The 21,745-nt window shown below is 61.8% G+C and carries 19 protein-coding genes; 12 read left to right on the top strand and 7 right to left on the bottom strand.

From position 1 onward, the window contains the following. Positions 1 to 9 precede the first annotated feature (9 nt). Genes IB263_RS22305 through IB263_RS22315 form a run of 3 tightly spaced genes read right to left on the bottom strand, consistent with a single transcriptional unit; the run spans position 10 to position 2,341 of the window. On the bottom strand, positions 10 to 1,032 hold the full coding sequence (locus IB263_RS22305) for a glycosyltransferase (RefSeq protein ID WP_192439023.1): 1,023 nt from the start codon (positions 1,030 to 1,032) through the stop codon (positions 10 to 12). A 7-nt stretch (positions 1,033 to 1,039) separates the two neighbouring features. Next, positions 1,040 to 1,861, bottom strand: coding sequence for a glycosyltransferase family 2 protein (locus IB263_RS22310; RefSeq protein WP_034791294.1), 822 nt, complete (start codon positions 1,859 to 1,861; stop codon positions 1,040 to 1,042). A 9-nt stretch (positions 1,862 to 1,870) separates the two neighbouring features. Next, positions 1,871 to 2,341, bottom strand: a complete 471-nt coding sequence (locus IB263_RS22315) for an Lrp/AsnC family transcriptional regulator (protein ID WP_034791292.1) — start codon at positions 2,339 to 2,341, stop codon at positions 1,871 to 1,873. Between the two features lie 624 nt (positions 2,342 to 2,965). On the opposite strand from IB263_RS22315, the gene trxB reads away from it, so the two are divergent. The 5 genes from trxB to IB263_RS22340 all read left to right on the top strand — a co-directional run bounded on the left by trxB (position 2,966) and on the right by IB263_RS22340 (position 7,890). Continuing rightward, positions 2,966 to 3,940 carry a thioredoxin-disulfide reductase gene (gene trxB / locus IB263_RS22320; protein ID WP_034791290.1) on the top strand — a complete coding sequence of 325 codons (975 nt, stop codon included), beginning with the start codon at positions 2,966 to 2,968 and terminating at the stop codon, positions 3,938 to 3,940. Between the two features lie 116 nt (positions 3,941 to 4,056). After that, on the top strand, positions 4,057 to 4,953 hold the full coding sequence (locus IB263_RS22325; RefSeq protein WP_034791460.1) for a LysR family transcriptional regulator VtlR: 897 nt from the start codon (positions 4,057 to 4,059) through the stop codon (positions 4,951 to 4,953). Positions 4,954 to 5,567: 614 nt separating this feature from the next. Next, positions 5,568 to 5,858, top strand: a complete 291-nt coding sequence (locus IB263_RS22330; protein WP_034791288.1) for a helix-turn-helix transcriptional regulator — start codon at positions 5,568 to 5,570, stop codon at positions 5,856 to 5,858. 43 nt (positions 5,859 to 5,901) lie between these two features. Next, positions 5,902 to 7,023, top strand: coding sequence for an alkene reductase (locus IB263_RS22335; RefSeq protein WP_113294527.1), 1,122 nt, complete (start codon positions 5,902 to 5,904; stop codon positions 7,021 to 7,023). Positions 7,024 to 7,086: 63 nt separating this feature from the next. Then, a complete protein-coding gene (locus IB263_RS22340; RefSeq protein ID WP_090295782.1) occupies positions 7,087 to 7,890 on the top strand; it encodes an aminoglycoside phosphotransferase family protein in 804 nt (267 codons plus the stop codon). Between the two features lie 2 nt (positions 7,891 to 7,892). On the opposite strand, the gene IB263_RS22345 is transcribed toward IB263_RS22340, so the two are convergent. Next, positions 7,893 to 8,462, bottom strand: coding sequence for an XRE family transcriptional regulator (locus IB263_RS22345; protein ID WP_192439024.1), 570 nt, complete (start codon positions 8,460 to 8,462; stop codon positions 7,893 to 7,895). A gap of 37 nt (positions 8,463 to 8,499) precedes the next feature. Here IB263_RS22345 and IB263_RS22350 point away from each other — a divergent pair, with 37 nt between their 5' ends. Then, a complete protein-coding gene (locus IB263_RS22350; RefSeq protein WP_113188681.1) occupies positions 8,500 to 9,009 on the top strand; it encodes a GNAT family N-acetyltransferase in 510 nt (169 codons plus the stop codon). Positions 9,010 to 9,187: 178 nt separating this feature from the next. Then, complete coding sequence (locus IB263_RS22355; RefSeq protein WP_082566343.1) at positions 9,188 to 10,060, top strand: lytic transglycosylase domain-containing protein; 873 nt, start codon at positions 9,188 to 9,190, stop codon at positions 10,058 to 10,060. Between the two features lie 46 nt (positions 10,061 to 10,106). Here IB263_RS22355 and IB263_RS22360 read toward each other — a convergent pair whose 3' ends face one another. Continuing rightward, a complete protein-coding gene (locus tag IB263_RS22360; RefSeq protein ID WP_192439025.1) occupies positions 10,107 to 11,114 on the bottom strand; it encodes an NAD-dependent epimerase/dehydratase family protein in 1,008 nt (335 codons plus the stop codon). A 101-nt stretch (positions 11,115 to 11,215) separates the two neighbouring features. Between IB263_RS22360 and IB263_RS22365 the strand changes: the two genes are divergently transcribed. Then, positions 11,216 to 12,130 carry a LysR family transcriptional regulator gene (locus tag IB263_RS22365; RefSeq protein WP_371814195.1) on the top strand — a complete coding sequence of 305 codons (915 nt, stop codon included), beginning with the start codon at positions 11,216 to 11,218 and terminating at the stop codon, positions 12,128 to 12,130. A 101-nt stretch (positions 12,131 to 12,231) separates the two neighbouring features. Here the strand turns inward: IB263_RS22365 and gyrA are convergent, their stop codons facing one another. Next, on the bottom strand, positions 12,232 to 15,012 hold the full coding sequence (gene gyrA, locus IB263_RS22370; RefSeq protein WP_192439026.1) for a DNA gyrase subunit A: 2,781 nt from the start codon (positions 15,010 to 15,012) through the stop codon (positions 12,232 to 12,234). A 421-nt stretch (positions 15,013 to 15,433) separates the two neighbouring features. On the opposite strand from gyrA, the gene IB263_RS22375 reads away from it, so the two are divergent. Then, on the top strand, positions 15,434 to 16,063 hold the full coding sequence (locus tag IB263_RS22375) for a MarC family protein (protein WP_090295526.1): 630 nt from the start codon (positions 15,434 to 15,436) through the stop codon (positions 16,061 to 16,063). 113 nt (positions 16,064 to 16,176) lie between these two features. Here the strand turns inward: IB263_RS22375 and IB263_RS22380 are convergent, their stop codons facing one another. After that, a complete protein-coding gene (locus IB263_RS22380) occupies positions 16,177 to 16,737 on the bottom strand; it encodes a single-stranded DNA-binding protein (protein WP_034791264.1) in 561 nt (186 codons plus the stop codon). A 279-nt stretch (positions 16,738 to 17,016) separates the two neighbouring features. On the opposite strand from IB263_RS22380, the gene uvrA reads away from it, so the two are divergent. Genes uvrA through IB263_RS22395 form a run of 3 tightly spaced genes read left to right on the top strand, consistent with a single transcriptional unit; the run spans position 17,017 to position 21,281 of the window. Beyond that, complete coding sequence (gene uvrA, locus IB263_RS22385; protein ID WP_089045909.1) at positions 17,017 to 19,938, top strand: excinuclease ABC subunit UvrA; 2,922 nt, start codon at positions 17,017 to 17,019, stop codon at positions 19,936 to 19,938. A 44-nt stretch (positions 19,939 to 19,982) separates the two neighbouring features. After that, on the top strand, positions 19,983 to 20,435 hold the full coding sequence (locus IB263_RS22390) for an N-acetyltransferase (RefSeq protein WP_192439117.1): 453 nt from the start codon (positions 19,983 to 19,985) through the stop codon (positions 20,433 to 20,435). A 42-nt stretch (positions 20,436 to 20,477) separates the two neighbouring features. Next, on the top strand, positions 20,478 to 21,281 hold the full coding sequence (locus IB263_RS22395) for a DUF72 domain-containing protein (RefSeq protein WP_034791394.1): 804 nt from the start codon (positions 20,478 to 20,480) through the stop codon (positions 21,279 to 21,281). The last annotated feature ends 464 nt before the right edge of the window (positions 21,282 to 21,745 follow it).

Here is a 21,745-nt window from a genome sequence, read left to right on the forward strand (position 1 = left end):
TAGACTGTCTCAGCGCTTCGATGCGAAGAGCTTCAGATAGGCGTCGGTAATCGCCTGCTTCGAGAACTGGTTCATCAGGGTCTCGTGCCCACGTTCGGCAAGCCGTTCACCGAGCGACGAATCGCCCGCGATGCGGTCGATTGCCTGGGCAAAGCCGTCGGCGTCACCGATATCGACCATCAAACCGTTTTCGCCATCGCGCATGAACCATTGCGGCCCTTCTGAACGGCTGGAAACAACCGGTGTCCCTTGCGCCCAGGATTCGAGGATTACGTTGCCGAGCGGCTCGTGGCTCGACGCCATCACGAAGATGTCGGAAGCGGCAAGGAAAGGCCGCGTGTCCTTCTGCCAGCCGGCGAAACGCACGCGCTTTGCCACGCCGAGGTCGGCGGCCAGTTTCTCCAAATTTGCACGTTCTTCGCCATCGCCGACGAGCCACAGATAGGCGTCCGGCACCTTGGCGATCGCCTGGATCAGCGTGTGGAAGCCCTTGCGCGGAACGAAGCGCCCCATCGACATGACCACAGGCACGTTCTCAGGCGTGTCGAGCGTGGCGCGGTTGATGGGCGCGACCCGCTCGGTTCCGGTGAAGTTGGAGATGACTTCGACGTCGCGCTTCCAGCCGATCTTGCGCACATGCTCGGCAATGCCCGGCGTGTTGCAGACGAGGCAATCGGTGTTGCGGAAATAGTCGAGCCGCAGCGGATAGTCGCCGAGACGCGAGATCTTGATGCAGCCCTTGTAGTTGGGCATCAGGCGGCTGGCGCGCGGCATCCAGGCAAACAGCGCATCCGGCTTTTCGCGGCGTGCCATGCTGCTGACCTTCATCGGCAGGAGGATCCGGTCGAGCGACAGGTTACGGAAGTTGCTTTCGATGATGCGCGTCGCACCCTCGATGTCCTTCTTCCAGATACGACCATGGCGGATGACCGAGGTCTGCTCGACGCCACGCTCGGCGAGCGCGTTGACCAGGTGGACGAAGAAACGCTCAGCGCCGCCATCCTTGCCGAAGTGAAAATGCATGACTTTCATGAAAACCTCACCGCTTGCTGGCGCGCCGATCCATGTCGTCATGGTTCGGATGCCGCTTGAGCGCGTGCCTCTGATAGATCTTGGCGGCGGTCAGGAAAGCGTACACCGCTCCCGTCATCGCCTCAATGAAGCCTGGAAAACCGCAGCGCCACAGGCCGTTGCGGAAATAAAGCCTAAGGAAATAGAGTGGCGGGCTGAACAGCATTTTGTAAGGGCGCGCCGACTTACCGGCGGCGAACTGCTGATCGGCCTTCAGCGTCGAATACTTGTTTTCCTTGAGGATCTGCTCGTCGATGATCAGCGGCCGATAGTGCAGCAGGCTGCCCTTGGCAGCGGCGCCGACCGCGCCATCCGGCACGATCCCCTCGTGGACTTTCTGATTGAGATCGTATCGTCCCCTGCCCTGGCGGATCAGACGCAGGTTTCGCCGCTCGTGCGCCCGCTCCGGCGTGTAGCCGTAGCCGATGAGGTAGGGCCTGCGCGCGACGCGCCAGCCGACCGTCTCCGGCGGCGCATCGAGCAGCGAGGGCAGCAGTGCCTTCAGCGGTTCGTCCAGGCGTTCGTCGGAATCGATGTTGAAGCACCAGGGCTGCGTACATTGGTCGAGCGCGAACTGCTTCTGGCCGGCATAGCCCCGCCACGGCTCATGCAGGAAACGGATCGGCCAACCCTTGTCGATGTAGGACTGCACGAGTGCTGCCGTTCCGTCGGTCGAGCCGGAATCGACGATGACGATTTCTGAGCACTGCTCGAGGCTCTCGATGCAATTGCCGAGATAGGCTTCTTCGTTCTGGCAGATGATGAAGGCGGACAGCGGAAGCTTGTTCATGGGCGGGCCTTAGATCTGGACGAGGCCGATATCCTTGACCTGGCGAATGGTCAGCATCGTGCGCACCGTGTCGACCCGTTCATTGGCCGTCAGCACTTCGATGACGAAATCCTGGAAAGTCGTGAGGTTTTCGGCAACACAATGCAGCAGGAAGTCGCTTTCGCCGGAAACCGTCCAGGCCTGCCGGACGATCTGCCATTCCGCTGTAGCGGCCGAGAACGCCTTGAGGTCGGCCTCCGACTGACGCTTCAGGCCGACCATACAGAAAGCGACGAGATCGAAGCCGAGCGCCGGTGCGTTCAGCAGTGCGTGATAGCCCTTGATGACGCCGGTCTCTTCGAGCTTGCGCACGCGCCGGAGGCAGGGCGGCGCGGAGATGCCGACCCTTTGCGCGAGATCGACATTGGTCATCCGGCCATCACGCTGGAGCTCGCGAAGGATCTTGAGATCGATAGCGTCGAGCTCGACTTGTTTCGTCATGAACGTTCGTCCTTTTCGTGGTGACTTTGAGCGCGAGGCAAAGTCGAAAACTTGTGTCTGCCGATGGTGAGGTTGCCCCAATGGCGGGCGACGTCGACTGATGTCTGCCTATCCCGGCGCTGCCGCGATCATCTCGGTCGAGATTTTCAGCAAGGCGCGCTCGTCAAGGGCAAGGTCGTCTCGAGTCGGTGCGTGGCCGAGCGCAGCGCTTTCGCAGTGCAACCATGCACGGCCGGCATTCAACCCCATATGCTTCTCCAGCAAAGTGAATCCGCGTGAAATATCGTCAAACCCGCTGGACAACAAGCAGCCCGGCCGACTATTCGCGGGAAAATGGCGTTGGCGATGCCGGTAGATGCGCAAATAGAGGTGGACATCTTCAGGAGCGACGAAAAGAGCGCTCCATTGTCGGGGCGAGGCGCGGATCGATGCCGGGCCGACGCCTGTGCCCTAAGCGCGTCATCTGGTGGCAAAAGCGGGCTTGAAGCTCAAGCACTTGTGTGTATCAGGCTGCGCGCTCTTGAAAGTCATGGTGGGGAATACCTAAAGTATGGGACGATTTCCCATTGACGCAATGGAATCGGATGAGGAGGCAATCCTCTCCGATGAGCGAAGGACAAGATTATGACTGCCCGTCACGTGAAAGTGCTGATCATCGGCTCCGGCCCGGCTGGCTATACCGCCGCCATCTATACGGCGCGCGCCATGCTCGAGCCCGTACTGATCGCCGGTATGGAACAGGGCGGCCAGTTGATGATCACGACTGACGTCGAAAACTACCCGGGCTATGCCGATCCGGTCCAAGGCCCGTGGATGATGGAACAGATGCTGAAGCAGGCGACCCATGTCGGCGCCGAGATCGTCAACGATCTCGTGACCGATGTCGACCTGTCGGTGCGCCCGTTCCGCATCAAGACCGACAGCGGTAACGACTGGACGGCGGACGCGCTGATCATCGCAACCGGCGCCAAGGCCAAGTGGCTCGGCATCGAGACCGAACCGACCTTCATGGGCTTCGGCGTCTCGGCCTGCGCCACCTGTGACGGCTTCTTCTATCGCAACAAGGACGTGATCGTCGTCGGCGGCGGCAACTCGGCCGTTGAGGAAGCGCTCTATCTCTCGAACCTCGCCAAGACGGTCACTGTCGTTCACCGCCGTGATAGCTTCCGCGCCGAGAAGATCCTGCAAGAGCGCCTGTTCGCCAAGCCGAACGTCAAGGTGATCTGGGATCACGAGGTCACGGAATACCTGGGTGCGCCGGCCAAGCCGCCGATGCCCGCTTCCGTCAACGGCGTGAAGCTGCGCAACACCAAGACCGGCGAAACCTCCGACATGGTCACCGACGGCGTGTTCGTCGCGATCGGCCACGCGCCGGCAGTCGAGCTTTTCAAAGGCAAGCTTCGGCAGAAGTCCAACGGCTATCTTTGGACCGCGGCCGATTCGACGGCGACCGACGTGCCCGGCGTTTTTGCCGCAGGCGACGTGACGGACGACATTTACCGTCAAGCGGTTACGGCGGCCGGCATGGGCTGCATGGCAGCGCTTGAGGCCGAGAAATACCTGGCGGGTCATATGCCCGTCGCAATTGCAGCCGAATAGAAGCTGCGAATCGGGGTGGTGCCGCTGAGGCACCTCGCCCGTGTGGGAACAGATGCATCAGCCACGCCCGGAAGACAGGACCCCGTCTTCCGGAGTGGTTTCTTATGGGGGACTACATGTCGCTGGACTGGGACAAACTGCGCATTTTTCACGCGGCGGCCGAGGCTGGGTCGTTCACCCATGCGGCAGACAAGCTTCATCTTTCGCAGTCCGCGATCAGCCGGCAGGTGAGTTCGCTGGAGCAGGATGTCGGCATCAAGCTGTTCCACCGCCATGCGCGCGGCCTGATCCTCACCGAACAGGGCGAGATCCTCTATCGCACCGCGCATGAAGTGCTGATGAAGCTCGAGAGTGTCAAGGTCCAACTGAGCGAAACCACGGACAAGCCGAGCGGCAAGCTGCGCATCACCACGACGGTCGGACTCGGCCAGGGCTGGCTCACCGACAAGATCCAGGAGTTCATGTCGCTGCACCCGGACGTGCAGGTTCAGCTCATCCTCGACAATGAGGAGCTGGACGTGAACATGCGCCACGCGGATTGTGCCATCCGCCTGCGTCAGCCGCAGCAGTCGGACCTCATCCAGCGCAAGCTCTTCACCGTGCACATGCACGTCTATGCAGCTCCGTCCTACATCAACAAGTATGGCGAGCCGCAGTCAGTCGAGGATCTCGACAACCACCGCATCATCACCTTCGGCGAGCCGGCGCCGAACTATCTGCTCGACGTGAACTGGCTCGAGATCGCCGGCCGCGATTCCGACAATCCACGCGTGTCGCACCTGCAGATCAACAGCCAGACCTCGATCAAGCGCGCCTGCCTGCTCGGCATCGGCGTCGCCATGCTGCCCGACTATATCGTCGGTCGCGATCCTGGCCTCATCCAGCTGCCGATCAGCGCCGACATCCCGTCGTTCGATACCTATTTCTGCTATCCGGACGAGATGAAGAACGCAGCCAAGCTCAAGGTCTTCCGCGACTACATCGTCGCCAAGGCCCGCAACTGGAACTTTTAGGACGCTTCGGCGAATGCTCATTTTCCGAGCATTTTCCCAAGAGGCCGCCAACCATCTGTTTTTACATCGATATTACGGATGCGCCGTCTCTATTGTGCGGCGCATTTTTATTGTTCGCCGCAGAAATAGGCAGGGATGCGCGCATGACATGGCTGTCATGCACAGAAAATGATTGTTGCGCGCCCAAAAAAGCAGCATACCAAACTCAGCTGATGCATCTTTGGTGGCTTCTCCTCCCAGTGCCACCGCAGCAGCTGTTCCCCTCTGGAGGTTTAATTACCTTCACAACTTATAAGGGCCCAAGTCATCTTGTGGCCCTCTTTTTTTGTCTACTGTTAGATACAGGCGAAACGTGACGAAAATCACAGCCGGCTATTGAAAGCCGATACTTCGCTTCCCATATTAAAATGCAGCTGATGCATTCTTGGTGGCTTCTCCTCCCCGCCACCGCATTAGCTGTTCCCCTCTGGAGGTTCTTATTACCTTCACAACTACAAGGGCCCAAGTTTTCTTGAGGCCCTCTTTTTTTGCCTGCAGCACGCTCACGGTCTTGTGATTTGAATATCGTGTTTTAGCGATACATTTATCGTTAAAACACGATATGGCGATATACCATGGACCGAGACGAAATCCTCAAGGCGCTTGCCCATCCCGTGCGGGTGAACATCCTCGCCTGGCTGAAGGAGCCGCAGCGCCATTTTCCGACCCAGGAGCATCCGCTCGATCTCGGCGTATGTGCCGGCCAGTTCGAACGCTGCGGCCTGTCGCAGTCGACCGTTTCCTCGCATCTCGCTGTGCTTCAGCGCGCCGGCCTCGTGACAACCCGCAAGGTTGGCCAATGGATCTTCTACCGCCGCGATGAAGAGACGATCGCCGCCTTCCTCGAGAGCATCGGCGATCTCTGAATCAACCACCTTCTCCCAAGCAGCCCCCCTGAAAGGACCTCCCATGGCCTCGCTTTTCGACCCCATCACCATTGGTGACATCGCGCTGAAAAACCGCATCGTGATGGCGCCGCTCACCCGCAACCGATCCCCCGGCGCCGTTCCGAACACCCTGAATGTGACCTACTACGAGCAGCGCGCGACGGCAGGCCTGCTGATCTCGGAGGGAACGGCGATCACCCAGCAGGGCCAGGGCTATGCCGACGTTCCGGGCCTCTATACGCCGGAAGCGCTTGAAGGCTGGCGCAAGGTGACGGACGCGGTGCACGCCAAGGGCGGCCGCATCGTCGTCCAGATGTGGCATGTCGGTCGCATTTCGCATGATTCTCTGCAGCCGGGTGGCGGCAAGCCTGTTGCGCCGTCGGCCGTTCGCGCCAAGTCGAAGACCTATCTGGTCAATTCGGACGGTACTGGCTCCTTTGCTGAAACCTCCGAACCGCATGCACTGGAGACCGCCGAGATCGAAGCGATCGTCGAGGACTATCGCAAGGCTGCGCGCGCCGCGATCGACGCCGGCTTCGATGGCATCGAGATCCATGCGGCCAACGGCTATCTCATCGACCAGTTCCTGCGTTCGGGTTCGAACCACCGCACCGATACCTACGGCGGTTCGATCGAAAACCGCGCCCGCTTTTTGTTCGAGGTCATGGATGCCGTGACGAATGAAATCGGCGCCGGCCGGGTCGGCATCCGCCTTTCGCCCGTCACTCCCGCCAACGATGCCTTTGATCCGCAACCGCAGGAGGTGTTCGGCCATGTGGTCAAGAACCTCGCCCGCTATCCCCTCGCCTATATCCACATCATCGAAGGCGCGACCGGCGGCCCGCGCGACCACCAGCAGGGCGACCAGCCATTCGACTACGACGCCCTGCGTTCGACCTATGTCGCTGCCGGCGGCAAGGCTGCCTGGATGACCAATAATGGCTATGACAGGGCACTCGCGGTAAAGACGGTCAAGGACGGCGAAGCCGACCTTGTCGCTTTCGGCAAGCCGTTCATCGCCAACCCGGATCTCGTCGAACGGTTGAAGCGCGATGCGCCGCTCAACGCGCCGGATCAGGCAACCTTCTACGGCGGTGGCGCCAAGGGCTATACCGACTATCCGGCCCTTGAACAGGTCGCCTGACACTCCCACATGGCAATGCTCCGCCTCTTCGGCGGGGCATTTGTCTTTGGGAATGAAGAGCTTATGTTTTCGCTATATTCAGAAAAATGGTCATTGCATCCTGACGGCGACGTCATCGTAACCCCCTCCAGCCGCCTTTACCCCGTCCGCTATCGCGGCCAGCAGGCGATGCTCAAGGTCGCCGAGGACCCGGAAGAGAAGTATGGTCGCCTGCCCCTGCTCTACTGGAACGGGCATGGCGCTGCAAAGGTCTATGAAGCCGATGGCGACGCGGTGCTGATGGAGCGCACGGACAGCCAGCGCAACCTTTTCCACATGGCGATGACCGGAAGCGACGAGGAAGTGACGCGCATCATCTGCCGCACCGTCGCCGAGCTCCATGCGCCGCGCTCAACACCGGTTCCCGGCGGTCTCGTTCCACTCGACAAATGGTTCGCTTCCCTGGAGACGGCTGCTCCCGCTCAAGGCGGTCTCTTTGCCCGCGCGCTCGAGGCGGCGAAAAGCCTTTTTGCAGATCCCGAACCGCCGGTCGTGCTGCATGCCGACGTCCACCACGCCAACATCCTCGATTTTGGCGACCGCGGCTGGCTGGCGATCGATCCGAAACGCGTCCTCGGCGATCGCGGATACGACTACGCCAACCTGTTCTGCAATCCGGAACTGCCCCTGGTCACCGCTCCGGGCCGGCTGCAGCGGCATCTGCCGATCGTCGCGAAGGAGACCGGCCTTCACCCGCACCGCATTCTCAACTGGGTGCTTGCCTATGCCGGGCTTTCCGCGGCCTGGTTCCTGGAAGACCATGACGATTTCGGCGTCGAGAACGACCTTACGATGGCGCGGATCGCCATCGCCGAGCTCGGCAGCTAGGCTCAACCCGTCCGCAACAGGACGACGGCGTAGATACAGGTCTCTCCGCCGACATTGCGGAAGACGCAATCCTGCGGCGGGCCGAGCTCCAGGCAATCCCCGATGCCGAGCGTATAGGTCTCCAACCCTTCCACGAAGGTCAGGCGCCCCGCAGTCACCCATATCCACCGGCGATGGAGCGCATAGGCGGATGCCGGGATCGGCACCTCGGCGCCGGCCGGAAGTTCAACCTCGACAAGCTCGAGCGGCAGGTCCGACATCGGCGAGACATGGCGCCGAAGATATCCGGTCTGCGGATCGCGCCACACCGCCTGATCCTGGCGCCGCGACAGCCTGCCCTGGCTCATCTCCGCACGCGCGATCAGAGTGGACATGGTGAGCCCGAACGCGCCGGCGAGCTTTGCCAGCAGCGTGGCCGTCGGGCTACTATCGCCCCGCTCTACCTTGTGGATCATCGCGCGCGAGACGCCCGATCGCTCCGAAAGCTCGCTCAGCGACCAGCCGCGCGCCTCTCTTTCCAGACGAATTCGTTCACTGAGCCGTTGATCCAGACTGTCTACTTTAGTATTCATATCGTAGTCATATAGTGAACGAATGCGAGGAGCAAGCATGCTGATCCGGGCGGCCATCCAAGACGATATGCCAGTCATCTGCGAGATCTACAACGACGCCGTGGCAAACACGACGGCGATCTGGAACGAGACCCTGGTCGATGTCGCCAATCGCGTGGCCTGGCTGAAGGCGCGCACGGACGTGGGTTATCCTGTGCTGGTGGCGGTCTGCGAGCAAGGCAATGTCATCGGCTATGCGTCCTTCGGCGATTGGCGCGCCTTCGATGGCTATCGCCATACGGTCGAGCACTCCGTCTATGTTCACAAGGATCGGCGCGGTGGCGGCATCGGCCGGAAACTCATGGTCGCGTTGATCGCCGAGGCCGAACGGCTTGGCAAACATGTGATGATCGCCGGCATCGAATCGGAGAACGCAGCCTCGATCCGCCTTCATGCCCAACTGGGTTTCGAGGATACCGGCCGGCTGCGTGAGGTCGGCACGAAGTTCGGCCGCTGGCTTGATCTGACATTCATGCAACTGGTGCTTCCGACGGGCTCGCCGCGCTAACCCGCGGCGACGCCTCGACGATGGCCGTTTGTCGAGGCGGCGGGAGATGCTATGAACCTTCAAGGACTGTTTCTGGAAATGTTTTGACGTGGGTCTTCGGCGGAAGGTCAGATCGGGCGCCTGGGCACGTGTCGCGAGAGCGGCACTGGCGTTGGCTGTCAGCATTCCGGCATTAAACATGACCGAGGCAGAGGCTCGTATCGACGACTTCGCCGCGCAGCCCAAGTGCGTCTATTCCGGCCCGTCGGCCACCGACTCCGCCAAGTCGCTCTGCATCAGCAAGGAAAACTTCGCCCGCGATATCTGCGGCGTGATCGACCACTATGCGACGGTCAACGACCTGCCCGCGGCCTTCTTCGCCCGGCTCATCTGGCGCGAAAGCCTGTTCCGGCCCAATGCCGTCAGCCCCAAGGGTGCCGAAGGCATCGCGCAATTTATGCCGGGAACGGCGAAGATGCGAGGGCTCAACAACAGCTTCGATGTCGTCGAGGCGCTCGGCAAGTCGGCAGAGTATCTGAACGAACTGAAGTCGCGCTACGGCAATCTCGGCTATGCGGCTGCCGCCTACAATGCCGGCGAGAACGGGCTGGAGCGTTTTCTCGAGGTCGATTGGCTGCCGGCGGAAACGCGCAACTACGTGCTCGCGATCACCGCCTACAGCGTCGAGGACTGGCGCGACAATCCGCCGAAGATCCTCGACCTGACGCTCGACAAGAACAAGAGCTTCATCGACGGCTGCGTGGCGCTCGCCAGCACCCGCAACCTCCGCGACATCGAGGTGATCGACGAAGCCGAATGGGCGCCCTGGGGCGTACAGCTTGCCGCGCATTTCCAGAAATCAGTGGCGCAGCGACTGTTCGTCAGCGCCGTCAAGCGCCTGCCGGAGCCGATCCGCAGCGAGAAGGCGCTTCTCCTGCGCGAGCGCAATGCCAGCTTCGGCCTGCGAATCCGCTACGCTGCACGCATCGGCCGCGAGACCCAGGCGGACGCGAACAAGCTTTGCGCCACCATCCGCAAGAGCGGCGGCGCTTGCCTCGTCTTCCGGAACTGACAGCTATCGAGGCCCGTCCGAAATTGATCCTGGACATGAGCGCGCGCTAGCCTGCGGCAATCCCTTGCGGAAGCGCCCGCGGGGCGTTCAGGCAGCCAAGTCCGACGAGCGTCGTTGCAACCGCCTCGTCGATCGGCGTGTGCGGCTCTTCGCCGAGCACGGCAAGCAGCCGCTCGTTCGGCATTCTCAACGGTTCGCGCCAGAGATAGCGCATCTTGCGCAACTCCCTGAAGAGCGGAACGAAGGGCGAAGCCAAGTCGATCAGCCACCACGGGAAGGCCCGGACGGGAAGCGCCGGCTTGCCGACAACCCGGCGGATCGCCGCGATCATCTCGGTTCCATTGCGGTCGAGGAAGCCGCGCATGTGGTAAACGGCGAAAGGCGGCAGGTCCTCTGCGCGCTCGACGAGGCGGATCATGGTTTCGGCGACATCGGGCAGATAGGCCCATTGGTGGCCGATCCCCTCGCGGCCCGGGTAGGAAATCGCGCCCAACGCTCTGCCCGGCTTTATCAGCCCTTGCGAAAACCAGTTATTGGCCGCACCGGGACCGAAGAAGTCGCCTGCCCTCACGATGATGACGCCGACACCTGCCTCCGAGGCGTCCTTCAGACGGCGCTCCATCTCCCTGCGGATCAGACCCTTGTCGGTATCCGGGTTCTGCGGCGTGTCCTCCGTCAGGACGGGAAAGGCGTCGCGGCCGAAATTGTAGATCGTTCCCGGTAAGAGGATGCGTGCACCGGTGGCCTTGGCGGCGGCGATCGTATTGTCCAGCATCGGCAGCACCAAGGTGCCCCAATTGCGGTAACCCGGCGGATTGACCGCGTGCACGATCAGATCCACCCCTTCGGCAGCAGTGCGAACGTCGTCCGCGTTCATGGCATCGCCTTGCCGCCAGTCGAACGCCGGCTCGGCCTGCGCCGCCGTCGCGGCGTTTCGGTTCAAGGCACGCACCTGCCAGCCGCGCCTGAGGAGCCCACGGGCGACGGCGCTGCCGATACCGCCCGTCGCGCCGAGCACCAGCACACGTCTTGTTCTCTGCTGCATCTCGGTCATGTCACACTCCATCCGCTTCGATGAAGGCAGGATCACGCATTCACGAGCTAAACGGCATTGCCGAAAAACCTTGCGCGGCTATACTGAAATCCATGAGCAAGATGGATTTGAGCTGGGATTTCTACCGAACATTCCTCGCCGTGCTTAAGGAGGGATCGTTGTCAGCCGCCGCCCGCGAGCTTGGCCTGACGCAACCGACCGTTGGCCGGCACGTGGACGCCATGGAAGCGACACTCGGCTATCCGCTGTTCGTGCGCTCCCCGCACGGTCTGTTGCCGACCGACGCCGCGTTGGCACTCAAGCCCTATGCCGAGACGCTCGCCGCGACGTCGGCTGCGCTCTTGCGCGCGGCGTCGGGCCGGCGCGATACGGTCAGCGGCACTGTGCGTATCAGCGCTAGCGAAGTCATCGGCATCGAGGTCCTGCCGCCGATCCTTTCAGAACTGCACGCCGCCTATCCTGCATTGACGATCGAGCTTTCCGCCTCGGACACGGTCGAGGACCTCTTGCGCCAGGAGGCCGATATCGCGGTGCGCATGGTGGCGCCCGCACAGGATGCGCTAATCGCCCGACATCTCGGCGCGGTTCCCTTAGGCTTTCACGCTCATCGCCGCTACATTGAGCGACGCGGCATGCCGCAGACACTGGCAGACCTTAGCAATCACAGCCTGATCGGTTACGACCGAGAGACTGCGGCGATCCGGGCGATCATCGCCCGCTCGCCCGAACTGCCGGCCACACGCTTTGCGCTGAGGGCCGACAGCAATCTTGCCCAATTGGCCGCAATCCGCACCGGCTTCGGCATAGGCATCTGCCAGAACGGACTTGCGGCACGCGATCCCGACCTCCTCCCAGTGCTGCCCGGCCTGTTCGAGATGAAGCTCGATACCTGGCTGGTGATGCATGAGAACCTGAAGACGGCTCCCCGCTGTCGCGTCACGTTCGACGCACTTGCCGCGGGACTGCGGGCCTATATTCGTGGCACTGCGCTTGCAGACGCGAATACCGAAATCTGACTTTCAGACACCTCCCGCTGCTGCTCAATACTAGTCCTACGCGCGAAAAAGCCCGCCAAAATGGCGGGCTTTCAGTTTCCTTGGCACTTCAAGTCGAGCGCTTAATCTTCGGATTCGGCTGGCGTTTCCGCTGCGCCGTTCTCGACGGCCGCCTCTTCGCCTTCCTCTTCGTCGCTTTCCGGTTCGCTGATGCGCTCGACCGAAACGACCTTCTCGTCCTTGGCGGTCGAGAAGATGGTAACGCCCTTGGTCGCGCGGCTCGCAAGCCGGACGCCATTGATCGGCACGCGGATCAATTGGCCGCCGTCGGATACAAGCATGATCTGGTCGTTGTCTTCGATCGGGAAGGCCGCGACGAGCACGCCAATTTCCGTCGTCTTCGAGGTGTCGGTGGCGCGGATGCCCTTGCCGCCACGGCCCGAAGTCCGGAAATCGTAGGACGACGAGCGCTTGCCGAAGCCCTTCTCCGAGACCGTCAGCACGAACTGTTCGCGTGCCTTCAGTTCCTCGAAGCGTTCGTTCGACAGTTCTCCGCCGTCAGCGACTTCCTCGCCGACCAGAGCAATTTCTTCCTCGTCGCCGTTCGTCGCCCGACGTTCCGCCGCAGCGCGCTTGAGATAGGCGGCACGCTCCCACGGTTCGGCCTCGACATGGCCAAGGATCGCCATCGAGATGATGCGGTCGCCGTCGCCGAGATTGATGCCACGAACGCCGATCGAGTTGCGGCCGGCAAAGACGCGCACGTCGTCGACCGGGAAGCGGATGCACTGGCCGAGCGCTGTCGTCAGCATGACGTCGTCATGCTCAGTACAGGTGTCGACGGAAAGGATCTCGTCGCCCTCTTCCTCGAGCTTCATCGCGATCTTGCCGTTGCGGTTGACCTGGACGAAGTCCGACAGCTTGTTGCGGCGAACCGTGCCGCGGGTCGTCGAGAACATGACGTCGAGGTTTTCCCAGGTTGCCTCATCCTCGGGCAGCGGCATGATTGTCGTGATGCGTTCGCCGGGTTCCAGCGGCAGCATGTTGATCAGAGCCTTGCCGCGCGATTGCGGCGTGCCGATCGGCAGGCGCCAGACCTTCTCCTTGTAGACGATGCCACGCGAGGAGAAGAACAGGACCGGCGTATGGGTATTGGCAACGAATAGCCGGGTAACGAAATCCTCGTCCCGGGTCGCCATGCCCGAACGGCCCTTACCGCCACGGCGCTGCGCGCGGTAGGTCGTCAGCGGCACGCGCTTGATGTAGCCGAGATGCGAGACGGTCACGACCATGTCTTCACGGGCGATGAGATCCTCATCGTCCATGTCGGGGCCGCCTTCCATGATCTCGGACCGGCGCGGGGTGCCGAACTCGTCGCGGATGGCGACGAGTTCGTCCTTGACGATGCTCATGATACGCAGGCGCGACGACAGGATGTCGAGGTAATCCTTGATTTCCTCGCCGATCTTGTTGAGTTCGTCGCCGATTTCGTCGCGGCCGAGCGCTGTCAGGCGCTGCAGGCGCAGGTCGAGGATGGCGCGGGCCTGCTCTTCCGAGAGGTTGTAGGTGCCGTCCTCGTTGATGCGGTGGCGCGGGTCGTCGATGAGGCGGATGAGGCTCTCGACGTCATGGGCCGGCCAGCGGCGCTCCATCAACTGCTCGCGCGCCGTCTGCGGGTCGGGCGCATGGCGGATGAGCTTGATGATTTCGTCGATATTGGCAACCGCAATGGCAAGACCGACGAGCACATGGGCACGGTCGCGCGCCTTGCGCAGCAGGTACTTCGTACGCCGGCTAACAACTTCCTCGCGGAACGAGACGAAGGCACGCAGCATGTCGAGCAGCGTCATGTGCTCAGGCTTGCCGCCGTTCAGTGCCACCATGTTGCAGCCAAACGAGGTCTGCAGCGGCGTGTAGCGGTAAAGCTGGTTCAGGATGACATCGGCATTGGCATCGCGCTTCAGTTCGATGACGACGCGGTAGCCCTGGCGGTCGGATTCGTCACGCAGGTCCGAGATGCCTTCGATACGCTTGTCGCGGACCAGCTCGGCCATCTTCTCGATCATCGTCGCCTTGTTCACCTGGAACGGGATCTCGGTGATGATGATCTGCTCGCGGTCGCCGCGCATCGGCTCGATATGGGCGCGGCCGCGCATGATGACGGAGCCGCGGCCGGTCTCATAGGCCGAGCGGATGCCCGAGCGGCCAAGGATCAGCGCGCCAGTCGGGAAATCGGGGCCGGGGATGATTTCCATCAGTTCCGGCAGTTCGATCGCCGGATTGTCGATCAGCGCCATGCAGCCGTTGATGACTTCGACCAGGTTGTGCGGCGGAATGTTCGTCGCCATGCCGACGGCAATACCGCCGGCGCCGTTGACGAGCAGGTTCGGGAACTTCGCGGGAACGACCGCCGGCTCCTGCAGGGTGCCGTCATAGTTGTCGCGGAAGTCGACCGTTTCCTTGTCGAGATCGTCGAGAAGCGAATGCGCGGCCTTCTGCAGGCGGCATTCGGTGTAGCGCTCGGCCGCCGGCGGGTCGCCGTCGACCGAACCGAAGTTGCCCTGGCCGTCGATCAGCGGCAGGCGGAGCGACCAGTCCTGCGCCATGCGCGCCAGCGCGTCGTAGATCGCGGCGTTGCCGTGCGGGTGGTACTTACCCATCACGTCCCCGGTCACACGGGCGCATTTGACGTATTTCTTGTTCCAGTCGATGCCGAGCTCGCTCATCCCGTAGAGGATGCGGCGGTGCACGGGTTTCAGACCGTCACGCACGTCGGGAAGCGCGCGGCTGACGATAACGCTCATCGCGTAATCGAGATAGGACCGCTGCATTTCCTCGATGATGGAAATCGGCTCGATGCCTGGCGGAGTTTTTCCGCCGCCGGGGGTGCTTTGCTCAGTCAATGGTGATCACGATCTTTGTTCAGAATCAGTCGGATATTTATAGCGGATTGCCATCGGAAGCGCCAATTTGCGGCCTTTGGCGCCACTTGCCCCCCGGACTGTGAAGATGTCCTTGTAATGCCTTGATTCGCTGTACGATTCACCCAGTTATCCCGATCGGGATCGATGAGCCGCACAGCAGTTGTGAACAGTCTTTTGCCGCCGGAGCAGGCTTTTCTAGGGCATCGCGCCGGAAATCGGAAGACCCTGTCCGTCAAAGCCCGCTGCGCCGCGGATTTCCAGCCTCTACGCTCGCAGCGATTGCTGATTAAGTCATTGCTGAGACTTTGTTTGTCTGCCCCTTCCCAATGCCCGGCCGCTTGCCTAACAATGTAGACATGCCACCGGGAAAACCCGGGGCAAATTCCGGAAGGGGAAACGGATGTTCAATGTCGACCTCCTGGTCAATGCGCTGACGACGCTTCTCGTCACGCTCGATCCGCCTGGCCTCGCGCCGATCTTCCTGAGCCTCACGGTCGGCCTCAGCCGGCAGGAGCGCTTTCAGGTGGCCACCCGTGGCTCGCTGATCGCCTTCTTCATCCTGGCGGCCTTTGCGCTCTTCGGAAACAGCATCCTCGGCCTGCTCGGCATCTCGATCGGCGCCTTCCGAATCGCCGGCGGCCTGCTGCTCTTCTGGATCGCCTTCGAGATGATTTTCGAGAAGCGCCAGGAGCGCAAGGAAAAGACCGGCGAGAATGCGACGGTCAAGGACCACATTCACAACATCGCGGTCTTCCCGCTGGCCCTGCCGCTCATTGCCGGGCCGGGCGCGATTTCGGCAACGATCCTGCTTGCCGGCTCGTTCCCGACCGCTGTCGAGCGCACTCAGCTCCTGATCGTCATCGCGCTGTCGATGCTCAGCCTGTTTCTGGCGCTGGTCATCGCTGAACGCGTCGATCGCTTTCTCGGCGTCACCGGCCGCGCCATCCTCACCCGACTGCTCGGCGTAATCCTGGCAGCACTCGCGGTGCAGTTCGTCGTCGACGGCGTCAAATCCGCGATGGCGACCTGAGGTCGGATGGCTGGGCGCATCCTTCGCCCGATGCAGTCGAAGAAGACCGGAAACGAAAAACGCCACGTCCCGAGGACGTGGCGTTTTTTTCTGTAAACAGGATCCGCTTGCGATCAGAACGGGATATCGTCGTCCATGTCGCGCGAGAAGCCGCCGCCCTGGCCGCCTTGACCGCCCTGGCCACCGCCCGAGCGACCGCCGCCAGAGGACTGGCGCGGCTGGTCGTAATCGTCGTAACCGCCGCCGCCATAGTTGCCGCCGCCGCCGAAGTCACCCGCTCCACCGCCGCCGCCACGGCTGACACCGGAGCCGCCGCCTTCGCCGCGGCCGTCAAGCATGGTCAGCGTCGAGTTGAAGCCCTGCAGCACGACTTCGGTCGAGTAACGGTCGTTGCCGTTCTGGTCCTGCCACTTGCGGGTCTGCAGCGCGCCCTCGATGTAGAGCTTGGCGCCCTTCTTCACATATTGCTCGACAACCTTGCAGAGGCCTTCGTTGAAGACCACGACCGTGTGCCATTCGGTCTTTTCCTTGCGCTCACCGCTGTTGCGGTCGCGCCAGGTCTCCGACGTTGCAATGCGCAGGTTGGCGATCGGCCGGCCGTCCTGCGTGCGCCGGATTTCCGGGTCTGCCCCGACATTTCCGATCAAGATCACCTTGTTGACGCTTCCAGCCATGTTGCTTTTCCCGTGGTTTCACCGGGCCATGGACCCGGCTTGGAATTTCAAGAGCGCGCATCTTAGCGGCCTGATGCCGCCGATACGCCCCGCCTCGCACATAATCCACAACAGTTTTGGTCGTTTTATGGGCGATTTGTTCTTTATTTGTTCTAGTATTTGGCTATGATCCTGTCAACCGACTCGAATTGGCCGCCTGTTTTGCCGATTGCGCCTCGACATGGGCGTTAGCGTCATTACATAGGGGGCTTTCAACCGACATGCAAAAGCTGGCTTCCGATGAGTGAACTCAAGACCATCTCCATTCGTGGTGCGCGCGAGCACAATCTGAAAGGCATCGACCTCGATCTGCCGCGCAACAAGCTGATCGTGATGACCGGCCTTTCCGGCTCGGGCAAGTCGTCGCTTGCTTTCGATACGATCTATGCCGAAGGCCAGCGTCGCTATGTCGAAAGCCTTTCGGCCTATGCGCGCCAGTTCCTCGAGATGATGCAGAAGCCGGACGTCGACCAGATCGACGGCCTGTCTCCGGCGATCTCGATCGAGCAGAAGACGACGTCGCGCAATCCGCGCTCGACGGTCGGTACCGTCACCGAAATCTACGACTATATGCGCCTGCTCTTTGCGCGCGTCGGCGTGCCCTATTCGCCGGCGACGGGTCTGCCGATCGAAAGCCAGACGGTGAGCCAGATGGTCGACCGGGTGCTCGAATTCGGCGAAGGCACGCGCCTCTATATTCTTGCGCCGCTCGTGCGCGGCCGCAAGGGCGAGTACAAGAAAGAACTCGCCGAGCTGATGAAGAAGGGCTTTCAGCGCGTCAAGGTCGACGGCACCTTCTACGAGATCGCCGAGGTGCCCGCACTCGACAAGAAGTACAAGCATGACATCGACGTCGTGGTCGACCGCGTGGTCGTGCGGCCCGACCTCGCCTCGCGCCTTGCCGACAGCCTTGAGACCTGCCTGACGCTCGCCGATGGCCTCGCAGTCGCCGAATTCGCCGACAAGCCGCTGCCACCCGAAGAGACCGCTGCCGGCGGCTCGGCCAACAAGTCGCTGAACGAAACCCACGAGCGCGTGCTGTTTTCGGAAAAGTTCGCCTGCCCGGTTTCCGGCTTCACCATTTCCGAGATCGAGCCGCGGCTGTTCTCGTTCAACAACCCCTTCGGCGCGTGCCCGACCTGCGACGGTCTCGGCAGCCAGCAGAAGATCGACACGGCGCTGATCGTGCCGGAAGAGCACCGGACGCTGCGCGACGGCGCAATTGCGCCCTGGGCGAAATCCTCCTCTCCATACTACAACCAGACGCTGGAAGCGCTCGGCAAGGTCTTTGGCTTCAAACTCGGCAGCCGCTGGAACGAGCTGTCGACTGCGGCACAGACCGCGATCCTGCACGGAACGGAAGAGAAGATCGTCTTCCATTACGAGGACGGTGCCCGCTCCTACAACACCACCAAGAACTTCGAGGGCATCGTGCCCAACCTCGAGCGCCGCTGGAAGGAAACCGACAGCGCCTGGGCGCGCGAGGAGATCGAGCGCTACATGTCGGCTGCGCCCTGCCCGGCTTGCGCCGGTTTCCGCCTGAAGCCGGAGGCGCTGGCGGTCAAGATCGACAAGCTGCATATCGGTCAGGTGACCGAAATGTCGATCCGCGTTGCACGCGACTGGTTCGAGGTCCTGCCGGAGCATCTGAATGCCAAGCAGAACGAAATCGCCGTCCGCATCCTGAAGGAGATCCGTGACCGACTGCGCTTCCTCAACGACGTCGGTCTCGAATATCTGAGCCTGTCGCGCAATTCCGGAACGCTCTCAGGCGGTGAAAGCCAGCGCATTCGGCTGGCCTCGCAGATCGGCTCCGGCCTCACCGGCGTTCTCTACGTGCTCGACGAGCCGTCGATCGGCTTGCACCAGCGCGACAACGCCCGCCTGCTGGACACGCTTCGGCATCTGCGCGACATCGGCAACACGGTGATCGTCGTCGAACATGACGAAGACGCGATCCTGACGTCCGACTATGTCGTCGATATCGGCCCGGCTGCCGGCATCCACGGCGGCGAAGTCATCGCGCAAGGGTCGCCGTCGGACATCATGGCCAATCCGAAATCGCTGACCGGCAAGTATCTGTCCGGCGAGCTTTCCGTTGCCGTTCCCTCCGAACGCCGCAAGCCGAAGAAGAAAAAGGAAATCACCGTCGTCGGCGCCCGCGCCAACAACCTGAAGAACGTCACCGCCTCGATCCCGCTCGGCGTCTTCACCGCCGTTACCGGTGTCTCCGGCGGCGGCAAGTCGACCTTCCTGATCGAGACGCTCTACAAGGCCGCCGCCCGCCGCATCATGGGCGCGCGCGAAAACCCGGCCGAGCACGACCGCATCGATGGCTTCGAGCATATCGACAAGGTGATCGACATCGACCAGTCGCCGATCGGTCGTACCCCGCGCTCGAACCCGGCAACCTATACCGGCGCCTTCACGCCGATCCGTGACTGGTTCGCCGGTCTGCCGGAAGCCAAGGCACGCGGATATCAGCCGGGCCGATTCTCCTTCAACGTCAAGGGCGGCCGCTGCGAGGCCTGCCAAGGCGACGGCGTCATCAAGATCGAGATGCACTTCCTGCCGGATGTCTACGTCACCTGCGACGTCTGCCACGGCAAACGCTACAACCGCGAAACGCTCGACGTGCATTTCAAGGGTAAGTCGATCGCCGACGTGCTCGACATGACCGTCGAGGAAGGCGTCGACTTTTTCGCCGCCGTTCCCTCGGTGCGCGACAAGCTCGTCACGCTCAACCAGGTCGGCCTCGGCTATATCAAGGTCGGCCAGCAGGCCAACACGCTCTCGGGCGGTGAGGCTCAGCGCGTCAAGCTCGCCAAGGAACTGTCGAAGCGCTCGACCGGTCGCACGCTCTACATTCTCGACGAGCCGACCACCGGCCTGCATTTCCACGATGTCGCTAAGCTTCTTGAAGTTCTGCATGAGCTCGTCAACCAGGGCAATTCGGTCGTCGTCATCGAGCACAATCTCGAAGTCATCAAGACTGCCGACTGGGTGATCGACTTCGGCCCTGAAGGCGGCGACGGCGGCGGCGAAGTCATCGCCAAGGGCACGCCGGAAGACGTGGTCAAGGAAAAGCGGTCCTATACCGGCCAGTTCCTGAAGGAGCTGCTGGAGCGCCGGCCGATGAAGAAGGTCGAAGCAGCAGAGTAAGTCTGCCGATCTGGTCGGCGCGCTTTAGGAGTGATCACGGCATGATGCGGCCTGCTCGTCTGGAAGATCTGGCCGCCGTGCAAAGCGTGACGGAGGCGGCCTATGAGCCCTATCGGACGCTCTTTGGTGGGCCGCCGCTCCCGGTCACCGAGGACTACGCGCCTCGCATCCTTCGCGACGAGGTCTGGCTTCGGGAGCGAGATGAGGTTGTCTCGGCGCTTGCCGTTTTCGAACGGCACGCCGATCACCTTATGATCTTCAGCCTTGCGGTTGCCCCGGCCTATCAGCGCCAGGGGTTCGGCATCGAATTGCTGCGCTTCGTGGATGCCAAAGCAGCCGAGTGGGGCTTGCCGGAGGTGCGGCTCTACACCAATTCGCGCATGGAGCGAAACATCGCGCTCTATCGCGCCTATGGATTTCAAGAAACGGGTCGCCGACCCAATCCCTATCGTCCAGGGTGGGCACTCGTGGACATGACGAAATCGATCAAAGACTGAAAAGCACGCGGTCAAGCGATGGCCGTTGTTGAGGAGGATGGCATGGCAAAATCCGGAAAGATCCGCGTTGGTATCGGCGGCTGGACCTTCGAGCCCTGGGAAGGCACCTTCTATCCCGACACGCTGGCAAAGAAGCGACAGCTCGAATATGCCGGCAAGCAGTTGCGGGCAATCGAGGTGAACGGCACCTACTATTCGTCGCAGAAGCCGGAGACCTTCGCCAAGTGGGCGTCGGAAGTGCCTGATGATTTCATCTTCTCCCTGAAGGCGAGCCGCTTCGTCACCAACCGCAAGGTTCTCTCGGAAGCCGGTGAATCCATGGAGCGATTCCTGACGCAGGGACTGACCGAGCTTGGGCCTCATCTCGGCCCCATCCTCTGGCAGTTTGCGCCGACGAAGAAGTTCGAGCCCGACGATTTCGAAGGCTTTTTGAAGCTTCTGCCGGATAAGCAGGACGGCTTGCCGCTGCGCCATGTGGTCGAGGTCCGCAACCCGACCTTTCAGTCTCCGGATTTTGTCTCCCTGTTGGAGAAATACGGCGTCGCCGTGGTGCTCGCCGAGCATGCGGACTATCCGATGATCGCCGATGTCACTGCCGATTTTGTCTATCTGCGCCTGCAAAAGGGCAGCGACGACATCAAGACTTGCTATGCTGCCGACAAGCTCGACCTCTGGGCCGAGCGTGCCAAGGCGTTTGCGGCGGGCGACGAGCCGAGTGGGCTTGAAAAAAGTGCGCCTGATCGCACGGCCAAGAAGGAGCCGCGTGACGTGTTTGCCTACTTCATCACCGAGGGCAAGGTGAATGCGCCGAACGGCGCACGCGAGCTGCAAAAGCGCGTCGATTGAGATCAGCAGGGCCAGACCGCGCGCAGACGCGTCTGGCCCGCCTAGGGCGCATCCGCGCCCGAGAGCCCCACCACGCTTGGAGTCTCGGGCCTGTCGCAAGGCGTTGATGTTCAGGCGTGCCGAGGCCGCGCCGACGTCGGCTGCGAACCAAATGCCGGTGCTTACGGGAGCGCCAAAAAACGAATCACTGCCCCACCCATATCGCTTTCACCGATGCAACCGAGCCTGCCGTAAGGGACACTTTTTATGCGGGTTTTTACCCGTCAAAATTTCGATTGCGTGCCGACCGTTGCGTCAGTCTCACAGGCAACCTCCGGAAGTGCCTGATTTTCATGGCGTTGACCGATGTCCCCGTTTTCCACAGCCGGTCCACACAACATCTAGGGCTCAAACTTCCGTCACAAACCACCCCTTGACGCCTCCGGACGATTCACGGTTAATGGATTTCACGTTGCAACGGCGGC

The sequence above is a fragment of the Ensifer sp. ENS03 genome (genome assembly GCF_014852035.1).
Lineage (GTDB): Bacteria > Pseudomonadota > Alphaproteobacteria > Rhizobiales > Rhizobiaceae > Ensifer > Ensifer adhaerens.